The organism is Vagococcus acidifermentans (genome assembly GCF_003987655.1).
GTDB lineage: Bacteria > Bacillota > Bacilli > Lactobacillales > Vagococcaceae > Vagococcus_B > Vagococcus_B acidifermentans.
This window is the reverse complement of record NZ_NGKC01000009.1, coordinates 118,990-136,102: the sequence shown is the minus strand read 5'-3', so window position 1 is coordinate 136,102 and position 17,113 is coordinate 118,990. Positions and strand designations below refer to the sequence as shown.

The following is a 17,113-nucleotide window of genomic DNA, read 5'->3' as shown; positions in this document are numbered from 1 at the left end:
GATCAGAAGGTTAGGGGTTCGACTCCTCTTGGGCGCGTAGCAGCATATACGGGAAGTAGCTCAGCTTGGTAGAGCACTTGGTTTGGGACCAAGGGGTCGCAGGTTCGAATCCTGTCTTCCCGATTTTCATTTTTTTCGCGGTGTAGCTCAGCTGGCTAGAGCGTCCGGTTCATACCCGGGAGGTCGGGGGTTCGATCCCCTCCGCCGCGATTGGCATTTTTCTGGAACTTGGACCTTTAGCTCAGTTGGTTAGAGCTCCCGGCTCATAACCGGGCGGTCGTAGGTTCGAGTCCTACAAGGTCCATAGCACCTGACCAGACAAACATGGAGGATTACCCAAGTCTGGCTGAAGGGAACGGTCTTGAAAACCGTCAGGTGTGTAAAAGCACGCAAGGGTTCGAATCCCTTATCCTCCTTTTACTATTACCGCGGGGTGGAGCAGTCTGGTAGCTCGTCGGGCTCATAACCCGAAGGTCGCAGGTTCAAATCCTGTCCCCGCAATTAGGTTCCGTGGTGTAGGGGTTAACATGCCTGCCTGTCACGCAGGAGATCGCGGGTTCAAATCCCGTCGGAACCGTTTTTTATTGAGCTGGCGCAGTAGCTCAGTTGGTAGAGCAACGGATTGAAGCTCCGTGTGTCGGCAGTTCGATTCTGTCCTGCGCCATCTGTTTTGTGCGGGTGTAGTTTAGTGGTAAAACCACAGCCTTCCAAGCTGTTGTCGCGAGTTCGATTCTCGTCACCCGCTTTTACTATAAAATTAGGGGCCTATAGCTCAGCTGGTTAGAGCGCACGCCTGATAAGCGTGAGGTCGATGGTTCGAGTCCATTTAGGCCCATTAACACCAACCACGGAGAAGTACTCAAGTGGCTGAAGAGGCGCCCCTGCTAAGGGTGTAGGTCGGGAAACTGGCGCGAGGGTTCAAATCCCTCCTTCTCCATATGTAGTCTTTTTAATCCGGCCCGTTGGTCAAGTGGTTAAGACACCGCCCTTTCACGGCGGTAACACGGGTTCGAATCCCGTACGGGTCATTAGCAATTCATATGGAGGATTACCCAAGTCTGGCTGAAGGGAACGGTCTTGAAAACCGTCAGGTGTGTAAAAGCACGCAAGGGTTCGAATCCCTTATCCTCCTTTTACTATTATCGCGGGGTGGAGCAGTCTGGTAGCTCGTCGGGCTCATAACCCGAAGGTCGCAGGTTCAAATCCTGTCCCCGCAATTAGGTTCCGTGGTGTAGGGGTTAACATGCCTGCCTGTCACGCAGGAGATCGCGGGTTCAAATCCCGTCGGAACCGTTTTTTTGTTCCTGCGGGTGTAGTTTAGTGGTAAAACCACAGCCTTCCAAGCTGTTGTCGCGAGTTCGATTCTCGTCACCCGCTTTTACTATAAAATTAGGGGCCTATAGCTCAGCTGGTTAGAGCGCACGCCTGATAAGCGTGAGGTCGATGGTTCGAGTCCATTTAGGCCCATTTAGCACCAACCACGGAGAAGTACTCAAGTGGCTGAAGAGGCGCCCCTGCTAAGGGTGTAGGTCGGGAAACTGGCGCGAGGGTTCAAATCCCTCCTTCTCCATAGATAGTCTTTTAGTCCGGCCCGTTGGTCAAGTGGTTAAGACACCGCCCTTTCACGGCGGTAACACGGGTTCGAATCCCGTACGGGTCATAATGAATAGGTGAATGAGTCAGCGTGTGCTGGCTCATTTTTAATTACCTTTTTATACAGGCTGTGTGTATCTGGCTAGCGGATAGACAGAAAACTATCATATTTCCATATTTTTCTGTATAATTATGGTCAAAGATAGTCAATGAAAGTGGGGGTGGACATGGAAAATAAAAATATTTCTGATTTGATTGAGATGTATTTGAAAGACATCTTGAAAACTCATAAGCAGATTGAAATTAGGCGTTCCGAAATGGCTGATTTGTTCAACTGTGTGCCTTCACAGATCAATTATGTCATCAACACACGTTTTACATTGCCGAAGGGGTACCGGGTTGAGAGTAAACGGGGCGGGGGCGGTTATATCCGTATTGTTAAAATCAATTTGGACAAGCATGCTGATTATTTGGCTTCGCTGCAAAAAATTATCGGAAATGAATTGACTGACAGTGAAGCATTTGCTATTTTAGAGAAATTATATGAAAATAAGATTATTACCCGCCGTGAAGGTCATTTATTGGTGACGCTTTTCAGCCGCAAAAGCATAGCCGGTGGGAATGAAAACCACATACGTGCAAACATGATGCATGAATTATTAAAGAGGCTGGGCTATGAAGATAAGGAGTGACCGAAATGAGTGAGTTGTTTACAGAACGAGCAAAAGTGACATTGAAAATAGCACAAGATGAAGCAAAATTTTTCAGACAGGAGGCAGTTGGATCCGAGCATTTGCTGCTGGGACTGATTTTAGAAGACCGCGGTATTGCCGGAAAGGTACTGCGCCAGCTTGGTGTCAACGCCGGAAGTGTCCGCGAAGAAATCGAGCAGATCGTTGGTTATGGTGATGCGAAGGGTAAGCTGGACCAGTTGTATTTGCCGTATGCTCCGCGAGCTAAAAAAGTACTGGCTCTGGCCGGCGATGAAGCGAAAAGATTGGGTGCGCCGAGTGTCGGTACGGAGCATATTTTGTTGGGGATGGTCCGCGATGAAGAGATACTGGGGACACGTATTTTGCTGAATCTTAATGTCAAGCTGGCGAAAGTGCGGCAAGTTATTTTGAAACGCATCGGCTTGTCTGATAATGGCGGCGCTAAGCAAGGACAGCGCAAGCCGCAACCGGCCCGAAGCGCGGAAGAAGGCACACCGACGCTGGATTCGCTGGCAAGGGATTTGACAGCATTGGCGCGCGCCAAACGTCTGGATCCTTTGGTTGGTCGTGAAGATGAAGTCAAGCGTTTGATTCAAATTCTCAGCCGCCGGACGAAAAACAATCCAGTTCTGGTGGGAGAACCGGGTGTCGGGAAAACAGCGATTGCTGAAGGGCTGGCACAGAAAATCGTAACTGGTGAAGTGCCAAAAGAGATGCTGGCCAAGCGGCTGATGATGCTGGATATGGGGTCGGTCGTTGCAGGGACGAAGTATCGCGGGGAATTTGAAGACCGCATGAAAAAAGTTATTGATGAAATTTACCGGGACGGGCACATTATTTTATTTATTGATGAATTGCACACGCTGATTGGTGCCGGAGGAGCGGAAGGTGCGATTGATGCGTCCAATATTTTGAAGCCGGCGCTTGCACGCGGGGAACTTCAGACAATCGGCGCCACGACACTGGATGAGTATCAGAAATATATTGAAAAGGATTCTGCTTTGGAGCGGCGGTTTGCGAAAGTGCAAGTCGATGAGCCGACGCCTGAAGAGGCGGAACAGATTTTATCCGGTTTGCGCAACCGGTATGAAGAACACCATGGTGTCACGATTACCGATGAAGCAATCAAAGCAGCCGTCCAGCTGTCGGTGCGCTATATCAACTCGCGCCAGCTGCCGGACAAGGCCATTGATTTGATGGACGAAACGGCAGCAAAGGTGCGCTTGGACAAGGCGTATTCTGATACGCCCGTGATGAAGCAGAAGGAAAAAATTGAACAGATTCTTCAGAAAAAAGAGCTGGCCATTCAAAGTCAGAACTTTGAACAGGCTGCCGCATTGAGAAATACAGAGAAAAAAGAATTGGCTAAACTGGAACGTTTGATTGAAAAAGAAAAATCACAGGCTTCGTCCTATAAAATTAAAGTGGAAGAAGAAGATATCAGTCAAGTGGTCGCGCAGTGGACAGGTATTCCTTTGCAGCAGCTCGAGAAAAAGGAAAGCGAACGTCTGCTGGATTTGGAAAAAATCCTGCATCGTCGAGTCGTTGGCCAGAATGAAGCTGTCGAAGCTGTTTCCAGAGCGATTCGGCGGGCGCGCAGTGGGATGAAAAACCCTAACCGTCCGATTGGTTCGTTCATGTTTTTAGGACCGACGGGTGTCGGAAAAACAGAGCTGGCGAAAGCTTTGGCAGAAGTCATGTTTGGTTCTGAAGAAGCGCTGGTGCGCGTGGATATGTCGGAATACATGGAAAAATACAGTACCAGCAAGCTGATTGGCTCGCCTCCAGGCTATGTGGGGTATGACGAAGGCGGTCAGCTGACTGAAAAGATTCGCCAGAAACCTTACTCGGTTATTTTGCTGGATGAAGTGGAGAAGGCGCACTTGGATGTCTTCAACATGCTTTTGCAAGTGTTTGACGACGGACATTTGACGGATGCGAAGGGGCGCAAAGTGGATTTCAAAAATACGATTATCATCATGACATCAAACGTCGGAGCGACTGCTCTGCGGGATGAAAAATCGGTCGGTTTCAATGTGCTGGATATCACCCAGGACTATAAGGCCATGAAGAAACGGATTTTTGATGAGCTGAAGCAAGCCTTCAGACCGGAATTTTTGAACCGAATTGATGAAATGATTGTGTTCCATTCGCTGGATAAAAAAGAGCTGCATGAAATCGTCAAGATTATGAGCCGGGATATTATCAAACGATTGCAGGAGCTCAATATCACGCTGAAAATCACACCATCTGCCATTGACGTCATCAGTGACGTGGGATTCGATCCAGAGTATGGTGCCAGACCGATTCGCCGGGCGCTGCAAAAAGAAGTCGAGGACCGTGTCAGCGAAGCTCTGCTGATGGGCGACGTAGTGACGGGCGATGCGGTGACGATTGGCGCGTCCAAAGGGAAAATCACCTTGACGGTCAAGCCGCGCCAAACATCAGTTGTCAGCAGTTAAAGGTATGACAGCATTACAGTGACCTGCGGGGGAGAAGGTCTTCCGCAGGTTTTTTGCGGTCAGTTTGATTTTTTAGGCGAGGTTGCTTGGCAAGTTTGTGATGCTGTGATAGGATTGTCATAGTTGAAAAGGAGGATGTTTCATGATAGAAATGACGGTCACTGCGGCATCAAGAGAGCAGGCGGAACAGCTTTTGGATTTGCCTGTTGATTATTTGTATCTTGGGGATTGGGAGTATGGTCTGCGTTTACCGACTCATTTTTCACAATCGGAACTGGCGGAGCTGATTGAGCTGGTTCATCAGAAAGGTAAAAAGGTCAGTGTTGCGGTCAATGCTATCATGCATCCGGAAATGATGGAGACAGTGCTTGATTATCTGTTTTTCTTGCAAGAGCATCAGGTTGACCGGATTGTCGTTGGCGACCCGGGAGTGATTTATCTTATACGCAAGCACCAGCTTGATTTGCCTTATGTTTACGATGGGGCAACGTTGGTGACCAGTTCCCGTCAAATAAATTTCTGGGGGAAAAAAGGTGCTGAAGGGGCCGTGATTGCGCGTGAAGTACCTTATCAGGAATTAAAAGAGATGTCGGGACAGCTGGCTGTTTTTGGCGAAGTGCTGGTCTACGGGGCGACGTGTATCCACCATTCCAAACGGCCGCTGGTCAGAAATTATTTTTCATATATCGGTGCAGAGGAGGATGTCGGCAAGGAGCGGGGGCTGTTTCTTTCTGAACCGAAGGATGAGGACACACATTATTCCATCTATGAAGATCATCACGGGACGCATATTTTTGCCAGCAATGATGTGAACCTCATGATGGAACTGGGCAAGTTGTATGACTTGGGCTACACGCATTGGAAATTGGACGGCATCTATACACCGGGTGATGATTTTGTCCGGATTGCCGGCCTTTTTGCTGAGGCGAAGTGCCTGCTGGAACAGGGGACGTGGTCGCAGGAAAAGGCGGCGGCGTTGACGGCAAAAGTCAGAGACTATCATCCGCAGCAGCGCGGACTGGATCAGGGATTTTTCTATCTGGATCCTGATGAGATTAAGTAAGGAGATTTTACCAACATGACCAAGGCTTTAAAAAAACCGGAAGTTCTGGCACCTGCCGGAACACTTGAAAAATTAAAAACAGCGATTCATTATGGCGCTGATGCAGTCTATATCGGGGGCAATGCGTACGGGCTGCGCAGCCGTGCCGGCAACTTTACCTATGAGGAAATGGCAGAAGGTGTTGCATTTGCCCGGGAACATCAGGCGAAAGTTTATGTGGTGGCGAACATGGTCACGCATGAAACAGATGCGGAAGGAGCCGGTGTGTTCTTCCAGAAATTGCGTGACATCGGCATCAGTGCGGTCATTGTTTCCGATCCGGCGCTGATTGAAATATGTGCGGCTGAAGCACCGGGCCTGCCGATTCATTTGTCGACCCAGTCTTCGGCGACAAATGCGGAGACATTGGCTTTTTGGCAAGAGGAAGGTCTGGAGCGGGTCGTATTAGCACGTGAAGTGTCGATGGATGAAATCCGGCAAATCAGAGCAAAGACGGATATTGAAATCGAAGCGTTTATTCACGGGGCAATGTGTATTTCCTATTCGGGACGCTGCACGCTGTCCAATCACATGTCCCACCGGGATGCCAACCGCGGCGGCTGTTCGCAGTCGTGCCGCTGGAAATACGATTTGTTCGACTTGCCGTTTGGTGAAGAGCGTCAGACGCTTACGTCAGGCGACAATGCGGAAGAGCCGTTTTCAATGAGTGCGGTGGATATGTCGATGATTGAGCACATTCCTGATTTAGTGGAAAATGGTGTGGACAGTTTGAAAATCGAAGGCCGGATGAAGTCCATTCACTATGTGTCGACGGTCGCAAATGTTTACCGGCAAGCGGTGGATAGTTATGTGGCTGACCCGGAACATTATTATTGCCGTCAAGAATGGATTGATGAGTTGTGGAAGGTGGCACAGCGGGAGTTGTCGACGGGCTTTTACTATGACGTACCGACGGAGAATGACCAGCTGTTCGGCGCACGCCGGAAAATCCCGGTGTACAAGTTTATCGGTGAAGTACTCTCATATGATGCGGACACACAGCTGGCTGTCATCCGCCAGCGCAATCATTTCCGCGTCGGTGATGACATCGAATTTTACGGGCCGGGCTTCACCCATTTTGAGCAGACTGTCACAGAGATGTGGAATGAAGAGGGAACGGCCATCGAAAAAGCGCCGAACGCCATGATGATTGTCAAAATGCCGGTCGCTCAGCCTGTTAAAACAGGCGACATGATCCGGCGCAAAAGCCGTTAAAGGAAGAGGGGGATTCAATGGAAACATTTGATTATATCGTAATCGGCGGCGGCAGCGGCGGTATTGCTTCTGCCAACAGGGCCGGGATGCACGGTGCCCGTGTGCTGCTGATTGAGGGCGGACACATCGGCGGCACGTGTGTGAATGTCGGGTGTGTGCCGAAAAAAGTAATGTGGTCGGGGGCGGAAGTCAGCCGGACCGTTCAGCAACAGGCGGCTGATTACGGATTTGACATGAGTCTGCACGGTTTTGATTTCAGTCAATTGGTAGCCAAGCGTGACGCTTATATTGAACGCTTACGCGGCTTGTACTTGAAGGGGTTGGCAAGTAACGGCGTCACGGTCAAAACAGGCTTTGCCCAGTTTGTCGATAAACGTGTGGTTGCTGTTGACGGGGCGCTGTACACCGCGCCTCACATCCTGATTGCCACTGGCAGCAGCAGCTGTGAGCCGGATATTCCCGGCGGCGAGCATGCGCTTGATTCCAACGGCTTCTTTGCGCTGAAGGAGCTGCCGCAAAGTGTGGCGGTGGTCGGCGCCGGCTACATCGCAGTTGAGCTGGCGGGTGTGATGCACGCACTGGGGGTAGACACACATCTAGTATACCGGCGGGAACGCTTCTTGCGGACATTCGACACGATGCTTTCGGATAAGTTGGCGGAAGCTTACGAGACTAGCGGTATCCACCTGCATCCGTTGTCCGTCCCGCGTGCACTGACTAAGCAGGCTGACGGCAGTTTGACACTTGAGCTGATGAATGGTGAGGCTGTTCATGTGGCGCGAGTCATCTGGGCAACGGGCCGCAAGCCGAACAGCGGGCAGTTGAATCTGGCGGCGACTGATGTCGAGCTGGACGAGGCAGGTGCAATCAAAGTAGACAACTATCAAAATACGACACAAGCAGGTATTTATGCGGTGGGCGACGTCATCGGCAAAATTGATTTGACGCCGGTTGCGATTGCGGCCGGCCGGCGCTTGTCAGAGCGTCTGTTCAACGGCCAAACGGATGCATTTTTGGATTATGCAAACGTTCCGACAGTCGTATTTTCCCATCCGCCGATCGGGACTGTCGGGATGACAGAGGCAAAAGCCCGTCAGGCATACGGCGATGAACAGGTGAAGGTGTACCAGTCAACTTTCGTGCCGATGGTTTATGCAATAACCGAGTATAAACAGCGCTGCGCCATGAAGCTGGTGTGTGTTGGCGAAAATGAAAAGATTGTCGGTCTGCACGGTATCGGCCAGGGCATGGATGAAATGTTGCAAGGGTTTGCGGTAGCCGTCAAAATGGGCGCGACGAAAAAAGATTTCGATGACACAGTGGCCATCCATCCGACAGCTGCTGAAGAATTTGTAACGATGAGATAAAGATAGTAAAAACCCCTTAGCTGGTTTGTCCGGCCAAGGGGTTTTGTTTTTAACGGGCTGGTACGGTGAACGTTTCGCCAAGCTGTTCGATTCGTTCCTGCCAGTCTGTAAGCGTCAGGTTGTGCTCGCTGACGTAGCGGTTGCGCGGATGAATGCGGCAGTCATGGGAACAGCCGCCGAGAAACGTGTGCTCGTTTTCTTCAGAGCAGAGCATCTGCCGGTTGCACTCAGGATTGGCACAGTTGATGTAGCGCTCGCAAGGCGTGCCGTCGAACCAGTCTTTGCCGACAACGACATGCTCCACGCGATTGACCGGTACGCTGATGCGCTCATCAAAGACATACATCACACCGTCCCACAAATCACCGCGTACGTCAGGGTCTTTGCCGTAAGTGGCAATCCCGCCGTGGAGCTGGCCGACATCTTTAAATCCTTCGCGGACCAGCCAGCCGGAAAATTTTTCGCAGCGGATACCGCCAGTACAGTAAGTAACGACCCGCTTGTCCATGAAAGCTTCTTTATTGTCGCGAATCCACTGGGGCAATTCACGGAACGAGCGGATGTCCGGCCGGACGGCTCCCCTGAAATGTCCGAGGTCATATTCGTAGTCGTTGCGGGCATCAATGACAACGGTGTTTTCATCCGTCAGTGCGTCGCGGAATTCCTGCGGCGACAAATAACTGCCGGTTAACTCCAGCGGGTTGATGTCATCCTCCAGTTTCAACGATACGAGCTCACGGCGCGGGCGCACGAACATTTTTTTGAAGGGTACGCTGTCACAGTCATCGATTTTGAAAAAGATATCTTTGAAGCGGTCATCCTGATGCATCGCTTCCATATAGGCGTTTGTATCGGCAACAGTGCCGGCCAGAGTACCGTTAATGCCTTCACGGGCGACTAAAATCCGTCCTTTCAGGTTGAGGGATTTGCAGAAGGCAAGATGTTCTTTTGCGAAGTCTTCCGGCTGGTCGATTGGTACATATAAATAATAAAGTAACACTTGATGTGTTGACATGAGTTGTCCTCCTTAAAACTTTGTACTGAAATATTATAGTTCAGCGCGTCATAGACTGACAATTTTAATGCTTATTTCACAAATCTTTTATAAATTTCAGCCAAAATAGTTGACGCAGGGAAAATAAACCGCTAATGTACAAAAAGAAGCGTACTGTCAGCACAACAAAGGAAAGGGTCGTAATGATGAGTGTCTGGAAAGAGTTAAAAAAACAATGGCGGGTCATGGACGGCATCGTCATCGCGGGTTTGATAATCTTGTCCTTTGTCCCTTACGGCATATTTGCCGCGACGCAGACGGCAGTTTCCCCCGATGACCAGCTGGTGGCAGTTGTCACAATTAACGGGGAGGAAGTTGAGCGGTTTGTGCTGAGCGACAAGACACCGCGCAAAGAAGTCACGTATCATCCCAATAAAAACCAGTACAACATTGTTGAGGTGGACGGCCGCCGCATCCGCGTCAAGGAAGATAATAGTCCGGACCAGATTGCTGTTAATACGGGCTGGATCAGCAAACCGGGACAGACCAGCATTTGTCTGCCGCACCGGCTCGTCATTGAAATCCAATCGGAGAATCCGGATGAGGATGAGGTCATCATCACGTATTAAGCCGTTTAGGTAATAGAAAGCCCTTGTGCCGTTAAAATCAGTGCACAAGGGCTTTTTTGCTGTTGCGTGCGACCGGTCGAGCTTGCTACACTGGAGGTAGATGAAAGGGGCGGATATCATGACGGCATACCAAGATTTTTCTTTCAAAGGGGACAGTGGTCAGTCGCAGCCGATGAGCAGTTATATGAAAAATCAATTTCCCTTTTTAGGCGTGCCGGCGCCTGAGAGGCGGAAGCAGTCGCGGGAGGTCATTGCCTTGAGCAAAAAGCTGCCGTTATCAGAGATACCGGATGTCGTCGAGGCATTTTATAATCGGGAAGAACGGGAGTACCAGTATTTGGCGATTGATATTTGCACAGCCAATGCCAGGCGGCTGACGCTGGCTGAGATTCAGTTGTTTGCCGGCTATGTCGGACGCAAATCATGGTGGGATTCGGTGGATGCGTGGCGGAAAGTATTTGGGAATTATGTCCGGTATCATCCGGAGGACAAAGCCAAAGTCTTTGCGCTTTTCCATCAGCATCCGGATTTTTGGTTGAGACGTGTTGCGATTTTACTGCAGCTGATGGAAAAAGAAACACTGGATAAAGCAGTGCTGACAGATGCCATCCTGTTTGACAGGGAAACAACGGAATTTTTCATTCAGAAAGCAATCGGCTGGGCGTTGAGGCAGTACAGCAAATACAATCCTGACTGGGTTGCGGCATTTATCGCCAAGTATCCGCTGAGCCGTCTAGCACAAAAAGAGGGCAGTAAATACTTGTTGTAATTGCCGGCAGCATTTCTGCCGGCGCGGTTAATTATCCCAAAAGCCGGCGTGTACAGCCGCAGCTTCATCCATCAGTTCGGGGAAAGGCCCGGTGACGGTGATGTTTTTTTGTCCTTTGGCAAAGACTTCCCGGCAAGGCAAATCAAGTGTCGGATTGAGGTCATGGCTGCCAGTCAAGGCTAAAAGACTGCGCTCGTCCATCGCATACACCACGTGCCCGATGTTAGCCCAGTAAATGGCACCTGAACACATGGCGCACGGTTCGGCAGTCGTGTAAAGTGTGCAGTCCTGCAAAAAGGTTTTAGCATAGCGGTGGGAGGCACGTTCAGCCAGTGCTGTTTCAGCATGTCCGGTGCATCTTTTTTCGGTCAGCTCCACGTTCTCCTGCTCCAGCAGAATATTGCCGTCGGCATCGGCTAACAGTGCGCCAAAAGGTGTGTTGCCGTTGGCACGGGCCGACTTTGACAAGGCGATGCAGCGTTTCAGCAGCCGTCTATGTTGATTTGTCTGTGTCATCTGTTTGCTCCTTTGCTGTTTCGTGACGTCATATGTGAGGATGATAGCACGTTTTATCCGGCAAAACAATAGCCGGCTTGCCCCGGACTGCTAAAAGCGGCGGAAAAGATAACTTGCACCCGGAGAATCGGGTATAATATGAGTAGGAAGAACCGGCGCGTCAATTGAACGGAGCTGGTGTCTGACGGAATGAAGGAGGGATAAAGATGTCAATTATTATGCGAAAATTTACGGATGCGACGGAAGGGCACTTTGAGCTGCTGCTTGATGCGGACCCGTCGAAAGAACTGGTCGCAGAGTATATGGCAAGGGGGATGGCATTCGAGGCGATTGATGACGAAGAGCTGGTCGGTGTGATGGTCCTGCTGCCGACCAGACCGCGTACGATTGAAATCATGAACATCGCAGTGGCAGCAGACAAGCGGAGACAGGGCATCGGCCAGACGCTGTTGCGGTACGCTCTGGAATATGCACAGAACAACTCGTACAAATATATTGAGATTTGTACCGGCACGACCAGTATCGGTCAGCTGTACCTGTATCAGAAGATGGGCTTTCGTTTTGCGGGAATTGAAAGGGATTTCTTTTTGGAGAACTATGATGAACCGATTGTGGAAAACGGGTTGAGACTGCGTGACAAGGTTGTGCTGAAACAGCAAATTGTCCCCAAAGACGTATAACCAGTCAGGTATTTTTGACTTTCTGAATAAACTGTACTATATTGCTAAATGAACTAACCGGTAAAGTACCGCAGTATGGATTGGAAAGAGGCGATGTGTGTGATAGATTGGTTGATGACACTGGCTGCCTGGCAGCAGGCACTGGTCGGTACGGCATTTACATACGGTATGACAGCTTTGGGTGCAGGGCTGGTGTTCTTATTTAAAACAATCAAGAAAGATATTTTGAATTTAATGTTGGGATTTGCATCGGGCGTGATGATTGCCGCGAGTTTTTGGTCGCTGCTGCAGCCGGCTATCGAGCAGGCGGAAGAAAACAACGGTTTGCCGTCATGGCTGGTCGTCAGTATCGGGTTTGCACTGGGCGGTATTTTTCTTTATATCGCAGACCATTTGCTGCCGCACGTCCACTTCGGACCGAACAAGGAGCAGGAAGGGCTGCCGACCCATTTGAGGCGGACGATTCTTTTGGTCTTCTCCATTACGCTGCATAACATTCCGGAAGGTCTGGCTGTGGGAGTTGCCTTCGGGGCAGCGGCATCTGCGGTCAATCCGACAGCGGCTGTCATGGGGGCACTGTCGGTCGCCATCGGTATCGGTATTCAAAATTTCCCGGAAGGTGCGGCTGTGTCCATCCCGCTGAGGCAGGAAGGCATGAGCCGGACGAAGGCTTTTCTCTATGGCCAGGCTTCAGGTCTTGTGGAGCCGATCGCCGGCGTTTTAGGGGCGCTGCTGGTGACAAAGGTAACAGTCATTCTGCCGTATGCACTGGCGTTTGCTGCCGGCGCAATGATTTATGTCGTGATTGAAGAATTGATTCCTGAAGCGCAACAGACGACCAGCAGTAAAAATCATTATGCGGTCTTCGGTACGATGACCGGTTTTATTGTGATGATGATATTGGATGTGGCTTTAGGATAATAAAAAGCTGACAAGCGAATATGCTTGTCAGCTTTTTTATCATCGGTAATAGTTATTGCGGTTGTGACTGCCTGAAATATAGCGGACCAGCCAAACCACCAGCGCGACTGGAATCAAAATTTTCAAGGCGAACATCAAGAGACCGCTGACGAGGCTGAATAAAAGCGACCCGATAACGATTAAGCCGATAATGGCAAATATATTGGACCAAGTGGATTGTCTCATGGCAAATCTTCCTTTTCAATTGATTGTATCATTATCATAGCACATGCCTTCCGAGAAAACGTCATGCTAGAGACTGATTATTTTGACCCGTCAGGTTGTTTTAACCAGTTTCAGCAGCACGGTGCCGACAGCCGCAGCAGCAATACCGGCGACTAAGGCTTCCGGCACGCCGTTCACAAAGATAACGGTCAATACAGCTTTGTAGACACTTTCTCCAATCGGAATTCCTCTGGCCTGTGCATAGGCATCCTTGAAGAGAAAATAAATCAGATTCATGACCAGCAATGTGTTGACAGCCGAACCGCCGATCCCTGCAGCAAACAATGCGGGAGCCTGACGTTTGGGATTTTGTTTGAAAAATGCCATCACTCCGCGGTAGATAAAAAAGGGCAGGATGCCGGTTAATATCCGGGGGACCAGTGCGATGACAACGGCCCAGGGACTGCCGTGTGTCGTGCCTAAAACAGGAATGAACGGCGAGAAAGCGAAAGATAAAAGTGACGGAGTCGTTGTATTGATAAAGATACTGATTCCGCCGAACGCTGCGCCGAGCAGTGCACCGATTTTGGGTCCCAGAACGATGGAACCGATGATGACAGGTACATGAACAATCGTCGCTTTAATAAACACGAGGTTGATAAAGCCGACTGGTGTCAGTGCAAACAAGAAAATGATGGCTAAAAAGATTGCTGTCAATGTTAATTTTTTCGTTTTCAAACAACCGCCCCTTTTTTATTGATTGAGAGTGTCCATGATAATCGACACGACAGTATCGACATCAGCGAGTGCCCCTTTGCCGAAATCTCCGCAAGCCAGCAGGCTTTCCCGCGGTTCAATCAGCTGGTAGCCGTAGCGTGCCAGTTTTTCCAGATTATCCTGCATGGCCGGGTTGGCATACATGTAGGTGTTCATAGCCGGCGCTATCAGCTTCGGCATATCATGCACCGATAACGCTGTGGTAGACAGCATGTCATCGGCAATCCCGTTGGCAATCTTGCCGATGATGTTGGCAGATGCCGGCGCAATCACAAAGATATCCGCACGTTTGACCAAATCAATGTGATTGATTTCCGACGGGATGTGCTCTTCCATGACATCCGTATGGATTTTTGTCTTTGCAAGTGTCTGCAGTGTCAGCGGTGTAATAAATTCTGTGCTGTGACGGGTCATGATGACTTCAACATTGACCCCTCTTTTTTTCAGCTGATTGACGATATCGGCCGCTTTATATGCTGAAATGCTGGCGGATACGCCAAGTAAAACAGTTTTCATTCAGATCGCTCCTCTAGCTTGGAAATCACAGCCTGCCGGATGCCGGCGGCTATTTCCTGTTTAGTTGAAAAATACCGTTTATTTGCGCCGCTGTCAATCAGGAAAGCTTGATGCGTTTCGCCAGTGATTTTTGTCAAATCGTTTGCCAAAATGAAGTCGGCATTGTTTGTTTTGATACTTTTCAAAGCAGCGTCAGTCAGGACATCTTCAGAGACGTCGACCAAAAGCTTGAAGCCGACGAGAATGGTTTCCGGCTGTACGGTCTTGATAATGGAAATGACTTTCGGTGCCCGGCCTAAAAAGAGAATCAGCTGTCTGGAGTCGGAGCTGAGTTTTTTGGCTTGTTTTTCAGGAACGAAGGCATGCGTCCGCAGCAGCTGCCGAATGTCTTCTGCCAGTTCGGTTTCGGATATGTCTTGCGGCCGACGCACGAGTTCTTCTGCCAGTTTGTTCGCAAAAGCATCCCCGTCAATCGCAAAATCCATTTGATAGTCACTGACTGCCATACTGTGAATGACCGCATCAAACGGCTGACTTGCCAATTGTCTGGTCATTTCGTGCAGCAGTTCCTGCACAGAGCCGACCGGGAAAAAAGAGATGTTGGAATGTTTTTCGGGTAAATCTGCCTGTGGACCGTGAATATACGTGATGCGGCAGTCAGGCGCTGAAGAGAAGGCAGCCGCAATTTCTTTGCCGAGGCGACCAGTTGCCTGATTGATAATGGTCCGGACATTATCAATTTTTTCCGCTGTACCGCCAGCGGTGATTAAAATATGCATTGACGATTCACCTGACTTTTCTATAAATTAGCAGTTCTTATCCATATATTACTTTTTCTTGCAGAGTCTGTCAAAAAAAAATGGGTGATTTTATGTTGAAACAGCCTTTCAGCATCTGTGAAACGACTTTGGCAAAGAGCGGTATTTAATGGTTGTTTCTCAAGTTTCCACTGTTATAATAGTAAGTAGAAGGAGGGTGAAGCGTGTGGATAAAAAGATGTGTTTAAGCATATCCGGCGGTTGAAATGCGAAAATCGGACCGGGTAGTCTGAGTGATATATTATCTGATTTGCCGAAGAGTAAGGATGAACGGCTGCTGGTTGGTTTTGAGGAAACAGATGATGCAGCAGTGGTCAAACTTTCTGATGACACCGCCTTGATACAAACATTGGATTTTTTCCCTTCCATGGTAAATGATCCTTATTTGTTCGGGTTGATTGCAGCGACCAATGCACTGAGCGACGTGTACGCCATGGGCGGCGAGGCGCTGGTAGCACTGAATATCGTCACGTATCCCGACGGGGAAGATATGACTATGCTGAAGGATATTTTGCGCGGCGGTGCCGAAAAGGTGATTGAGTCCGGGGCGATGCTGGCCGGCGGGCACTCCATCAATGACCCGCGGGTGAAATACGGCCTGTCGGTCACAGGGACGGTCCATCCGGATCGGATTCTTAAAAACAATACGTGTCAAGAAGGGGACATGCTGATTTTAACGAAACCGATTGGTGTTGGACTGGTAGCCAAAGGATACGGGACGGACAAGATTTCCGCCGAGGCGTTCGAGCCGGCGAAAAAACAGATGACGTGGCTGAACAAATACGCTGCCGACATGATGCGCAAATATCCTGTCAGCAGTTGTACAGACGTTACCGGTTTTGGACTGGCCGGGCACTTGTCAGAAATGCTGGACGGCAGATTGTCGGCTGAACTGACAGCTGCCGATATTCCGGTGTTGGATGCTGCCTATACTTGTCTGGAGCAAGGTGTCACCACGTCCGGCGGCAAGAAGAACCGCGAGTATCTGCTGTCGGTCGTAGACTTCAGGGCAGATAACCCGCTGCTGGAGGAAATCATCTATGACCCACAAACATCCGGCGGTCTGCTGATTGCCATTCCGGAAGCGGAAGGTGCAGAGCTGTTGAAAGAGTTGAGCAGCCTAGCTATCCCGTCACATCGAATCGGGACGGTCACTGCTCGGCAGGAGTGGGAAATTATTGTGAAGTAACTGATTAACATGAGGTGATAATGTGACAGAAAAAAGACCATACATTGTGGCAATCAATAGTGCCGAAATGGGACACGGGGAAAAAGAGCTGGGTCAAGCGCTAATTAAAAGTTTCATCAGCGTGCTGACACAGCAGGACGAGTACCCAGAAAAAATGATTTTTTATCATGGCGGAGCACTCTTGACGACTAAAACCTCTTCTTGTCTGGCAGACTTGCGTATGTTGGCAGAAGCAGGCGTTGCCATTTATATTTGCGGTTCCTGTGCCGACTACTACCAAATCAAGGACGAGATTGCGGTCGGCGAGATAACTAACATGGGCAAAATCGTCGAGATGCTGCGTACGGCGCCACATGTCGTAAAACCGTAGGTAAAGCAGATGACAGAAGAGGCGTTAATGACTTTTCCCTCGACACACGATGCGATTGGCGCTGAAAAAGTGCTGGCGGCATTAGCTTTGCCGGGCAGACTGGTGGCAACCCCTGAGCGTATTTCCGCAGGTTGCGGCTTTTCCATGAAGTTCCCATTGGCAGAGACGGTCCGCATTCAGGAAGGGCTGACCCAAGCCGGCGTGTCCTATGCAGAAATTTACCGCATAGCGAATAATCGCACCTACGTCAGGGTATAACTGAATAATACGTGTAAAAA

At 49.8% G+C, this 17,113-nt stretch carries 18 protein-coding genes and 18 tRNA genes; 30 read left to right on the top strand and 6 right to left on the bottom strand.

Going from position 1 to position 17,113, the window contains the following annotated elements; genetic code table 11:
* The first annotated feature begins 49 nt into the window (after positions 1-49).
* From CBF27_RS09200 to gor, 23 genes are all read left to right on the top strand, one after another.
* Positions 50-123 (top strand) — tRNA-Pro (locus CBF27_RS09200).
* A gap of 13 nt (positions 124-136) precedes the next feature.
* Positions 137-210 (top strand) — tRNA-Met (locus tag CBF27_RS09195).
* A gap of 20 nt (positions 211-230) precedes the next feature.
* Positions 231-304 (top strand) — tRNA-Ile (locus CBF27_RS09190).
* 22 nt (positions 305-326) lie between these two features.
* A tRNA-Ser gene (locus tag CBF27_RS09185) sits at positions 327-416 on the top strand.
* A gap of 11 nt (positions 417-427) precedes the next feature.
* Positions 428-501: transfer RNA gene (locus CBF27_RS09180), tRNA-Met, on the top strand.
* A gap of 3 nt (positions 502-504) precedes the next feature.
* Positions 505-577 (top strand) — tRNA-Asp (locus CBF27_RS09175).
* 14 nt (positions 578-591) lie between these two features.
* Positions 592-664 (top strand) — tRNA-Phe (locus CBF27_RS09170).
* A 10-nt stretch (positions 665-674) separates the two neighbouring features.
* A tRNA-Gly gene (locus tag CBF27_RS09165) sits at positions 675-745 on the top strand.
* Between the two features lie 16 nt (positions 746-761).
* A tRNA-Ile gene (locus CBF27_RS09160) sits at positions 762-835 on the top strand.
* A 14-nt stretch (positions 836-849) separates the two neighbouring features.
* A tRNA-Ser gene (locus CBF27_RS09155) sits at positions 850-937 on the top strand.
* A gap of 19 nt (positions 938-956) precedes the next feature.
* Positions 957-1,028, top strand: a tRNA-Glu gene (locus CBF27_RS09150).
* Between the two features lie 14 nt (positions 1,029-1,042).
* Positions 1,043-1,132 (top strand) — tRNA-Ser (locus tag CBF27_RS09145).
* A gap of 11 nt (positions 1,133-1,143) precedes the next feature.
* Positions 1,144-1,217: transfer RNA gene (locus tag CBF27_RS09140), tRNA-Met, on the top strand.
* Positions 1,218-1,220: 3 nt separating this feature from the next.
* Positions 1,221-1,293: transfer RNA gene (locus CBF27_RS09135), tRNA-Asp, on the top strand.
* A gap of 13 nt (positions 1,294-1,306) precedes the next feature.
* Positions 1,307-1,377, top strand: a tRNA-Gly gene (locus tag CBF27_RS09130).
* 16 nt (positions 1,378-1,393) lie between these two features.
* Positions 1,394-1,467: transfer RNA gene (locus tag CBF27_RS09125), tRNA-Ile, on the top strand.
* A gap of 15 nt (positions 1,468-1,482) precedes the next feature.
* Positions 1,483-1,570 (top strand) — tRNA-Ser (locus CBF27_RS09120).
* A gap of 18 nt (positions 1,571-1,588) precedes the next feature.
* Positions 1,589-1,660: transfer RNA gene (locus CBF27_RS09115), tRNA-Glu, on the top strand.
* 160 nt (positions 1,661-1,820) lie between these two features.
* On the top strand, positions 1,821-2,285 hold the full coding sequence (locus CBF27_RS09110) for a CtsR family transcriptional regulator (protein ID WP_126814000.1): 465 nt from the start codon (positions 1,821-1,823) through the stop codon (positions 2,283-2,285).
* Between the two features lie 5 nt (positions 2,286-2,290).
* Positions 2,291-4,768, top strand: coding sequence for an ATP-dependent Clp protease ATP-binding subunit (locus CBF27_RS09105; RefSeq protein WP_126813999.1), 2,478 nt, complete (start codon positions 2,291-2,293; stop codon positions 4,766-4,768).
* Between the two features lie 142 nt (positions 4,769-4,910).
* Positions 4,911-5,831: a peptidase U32 family protein gene (locus CBF27_RS09100; protein ID WP_126813998.1), complete on the top strand. Its 921-nt coding sequence runs from the start codon at positions 4,911-4,913 to the stop codon at positions 5,829-5,831.
* Between the two features lie 15 nt (positions 5,832-5,846).
* Positions 5,847-7,085 carry a peptidase U32 family protein gene (locus CBF27_RS09095; protein WP_126813997.1) on the top strand — a complete coding sequence of 413 codons (1,239 nt, stop codon included), beginning with the start codon at positions 5,847-5,849 and terminating at the stop codon, positions 7,083-7,085.
* A 17-nt stretch (positions 7,086-7,102) separates the two neighbouring features.
* The gene (gor, locus tag CBF27_RS09090; protein WP_126813996.1) at positions 7,103-8,452 is read left to right on the top strand and encodes a glutathione-disulfide reductase; all 1,350 of its coding nucleotides are present in this window, start codon (positions 7,103-7,105) and stop codon (positions 8,450-8,452) included.
* A gap of 49 nt (positions 8,453-8,501) precedes the next feature.
* Here gor and trhO read toward each other — a convergent pair whose 3' ends face one another.
* On the bottom strand, positions 8,502-9,467 hold the full coding sequence (gene trhO / locus CBF27_RS09085; RefSeq protein WP_126813995.1) for an oxygen-dependent tRNA uridine(34) hydroxylase TrhO: 966 nt from the start codon (positions 9,465-9,467) through the stop codon (positions 8,502-8,504).
* A gap of 182 nt (positions 9,468-9,649) precedes the next feature.
* Between trhO and CBF27_RS09080 the strand changes: the two genes are divergently transcribed.
* Positions 9,650-10,075, top strand: a complete 426-nt coding sequence (locus CBF27_RS09080; RefSeq protein ID WP_126813994.1) for a NusG domain II-containing protein — start codon at positions 9,650-9,652, stop codon at positions 10,073-10,075.
* Between the two features lie 118 nt (positions 10,076-10,193).
* Complete coding sequence (locus tag CBF27_RS09075) at positions 10,194-10,844, top strand: DNA alkylation repair protein (RefSeq protein ID WP_126813993.1); 651 nt, start codon at positions 10,194-10,196, stop codon at positions 10,842-10,844.
* Between the two features lie 27 nt (positions 10,845-10,871).
* Here the strand turns inward: CBF27_RS09075 and CBF27_RS09070 are convergent, their stop codons facing one another.
* Complete coding sequence (locus CBF27_RS09070) at positions 10,872-11,360, bottom strand: nucleoside deaminase (protein WP_126813992.1); 489 nt, start codon at positions 11,358-11,360, stop codon at positions 10,872-10,874.
* 206 nt (positions 11,361-11,566) lie between these two features.
* On the opposite strand from CBF27_RS09070, the gene CBF27_RS09065 reads away from it, so the two are divergent.
* Both CBF27_RS09065 and CBF27_RS09060 read left to right on the top strand, forming a co-directional pair.
* A complete protein-coding gene (locus CBF27_RS09065) occupies positions 11,567-12,040 on the top strand; it encodes a GNAT family N-acetyltransferase (RefSeq protein ID WP_245986020.1) in 474 nt (157 codons plus the stop codon).
* Between the two features lie 114 nt (positions 12,041-12,154).
* Entirely contained in the window at positions 12,155-12,961 is an 807-nt protein-coding gene (locus tag CBF27_RS09060; protein ID WP_425469926.1) for a ZIP family metal transporter, read from the top strand.
* 39 nt (positions 12,962-13,000) lie between these two features.
* Here the strand turns inward: CBF27_RS09060 and CBF27_RS09055 are convergent, their stop codons facing one another.
* From CBF27_RS09055 to CBF27_RS09040, 4 genes are all read right to left on the bottom strand, one after another.
* Complete coding sequence (locus tag CBF27_RS09055; protein WP_126813990.1) at positions 13,001-13,186, bottom strand: hypothetical protein; 186 nt, start codon at positions 13,184-13,186, stop codon at positions 13,001-13,003.
* Between the two features lie 90 nt (positions 13,187-13,276).
* The gene (locus tag CBF27_RS09050) at positions 13,277-13,903 is read right to left on the bottom strand and encodes an ECF transporter S component (RefSeq protein ID WP_126813989.1); all 627 of its coding nucleotides are present in this window, start codon (positions 13,901-13,903) and stop codon (positions 13,277-13,279) included.
* A 15-nt stretch (positions 13,904-13,918) separates the two neighbouring features.
* On the bottom strand, positions 13,919-14,458 hold the full coding sequence (gene coaC / locus CBF27_RS09045; RefSeq protein ID WP_126813988.1) for a phosphopantothenoylcysteine decarboxylase: 540 nt from the start codon (positions 14,456-14,458) through the stop codon (positions 13,919-13,921).
* The gene (locus CBF27_RS09040; protein WP_126813987.1) at positions 14,455-15,237 is read right to left on the bottom strand and encodes a phosphopantothenoylcysteine decarboxylase domain-containing protein; all 783 of its coding nucleotides are present in this window, start codon (positions 15,235-15,237) and stop codon (positions 14,455-14,457) included. The genes coaC and CBF27_RS09040 overlap by 4 nt, the downstream gene beginning before the upstream one ends.
* 253 nt (positions 15,238-15,490) lie before the next feature.
* Here CBF27_RS09040 and selD point away from each other — a divergent pair, with 253 nt between their 5' ends.
* Genes selD through CBF27_RS09025 form a run of 3 tightly spaced genes read left to right on the top strand, consistent with a single transcriptional unit; the run spans position 15,491 to position 17,093 of the window.
* Positions 15,491-16,465 (top strand): selenide, water dikinase SelD, encoded by a 975-nt coding sequence (selD, locus tag CBF27_RS09035; protein ID WP_281273683.1) that lies wholly within the window; start codon positions 15,491-15,493, stop codon positions 16,463-16,465.
* Between the two features lie 22 nt (positions 16,466-16,487).
* The gene (gene yedF / locus CBF27_RS09030) at positions 16,488-16,835 is read left to right on the top strand and encodes a sulfurtransferase-like selenium metabolism protein YedF (protein WP_126813986.1); all 348 of its coding nucleotides are present in this window, start codon (positions 16,488-16,490) and stop codon (positions 16,833-16,835) included.
* Positions 16,836-16,862: 27 nt separating this feature from the next.
* Positions 16,863-17,093, top strand: coding sequence for a putative Se/S carrier protein (locus tag CBF27_RS09025; RefSeq protein WP_170175070.1), 231 nt, complete (start codon positions 16,863-16,865; stop codon positions 17,091-17,093).
* Positions 17,094-17,113: the final 20 nt, after the last annotated feature.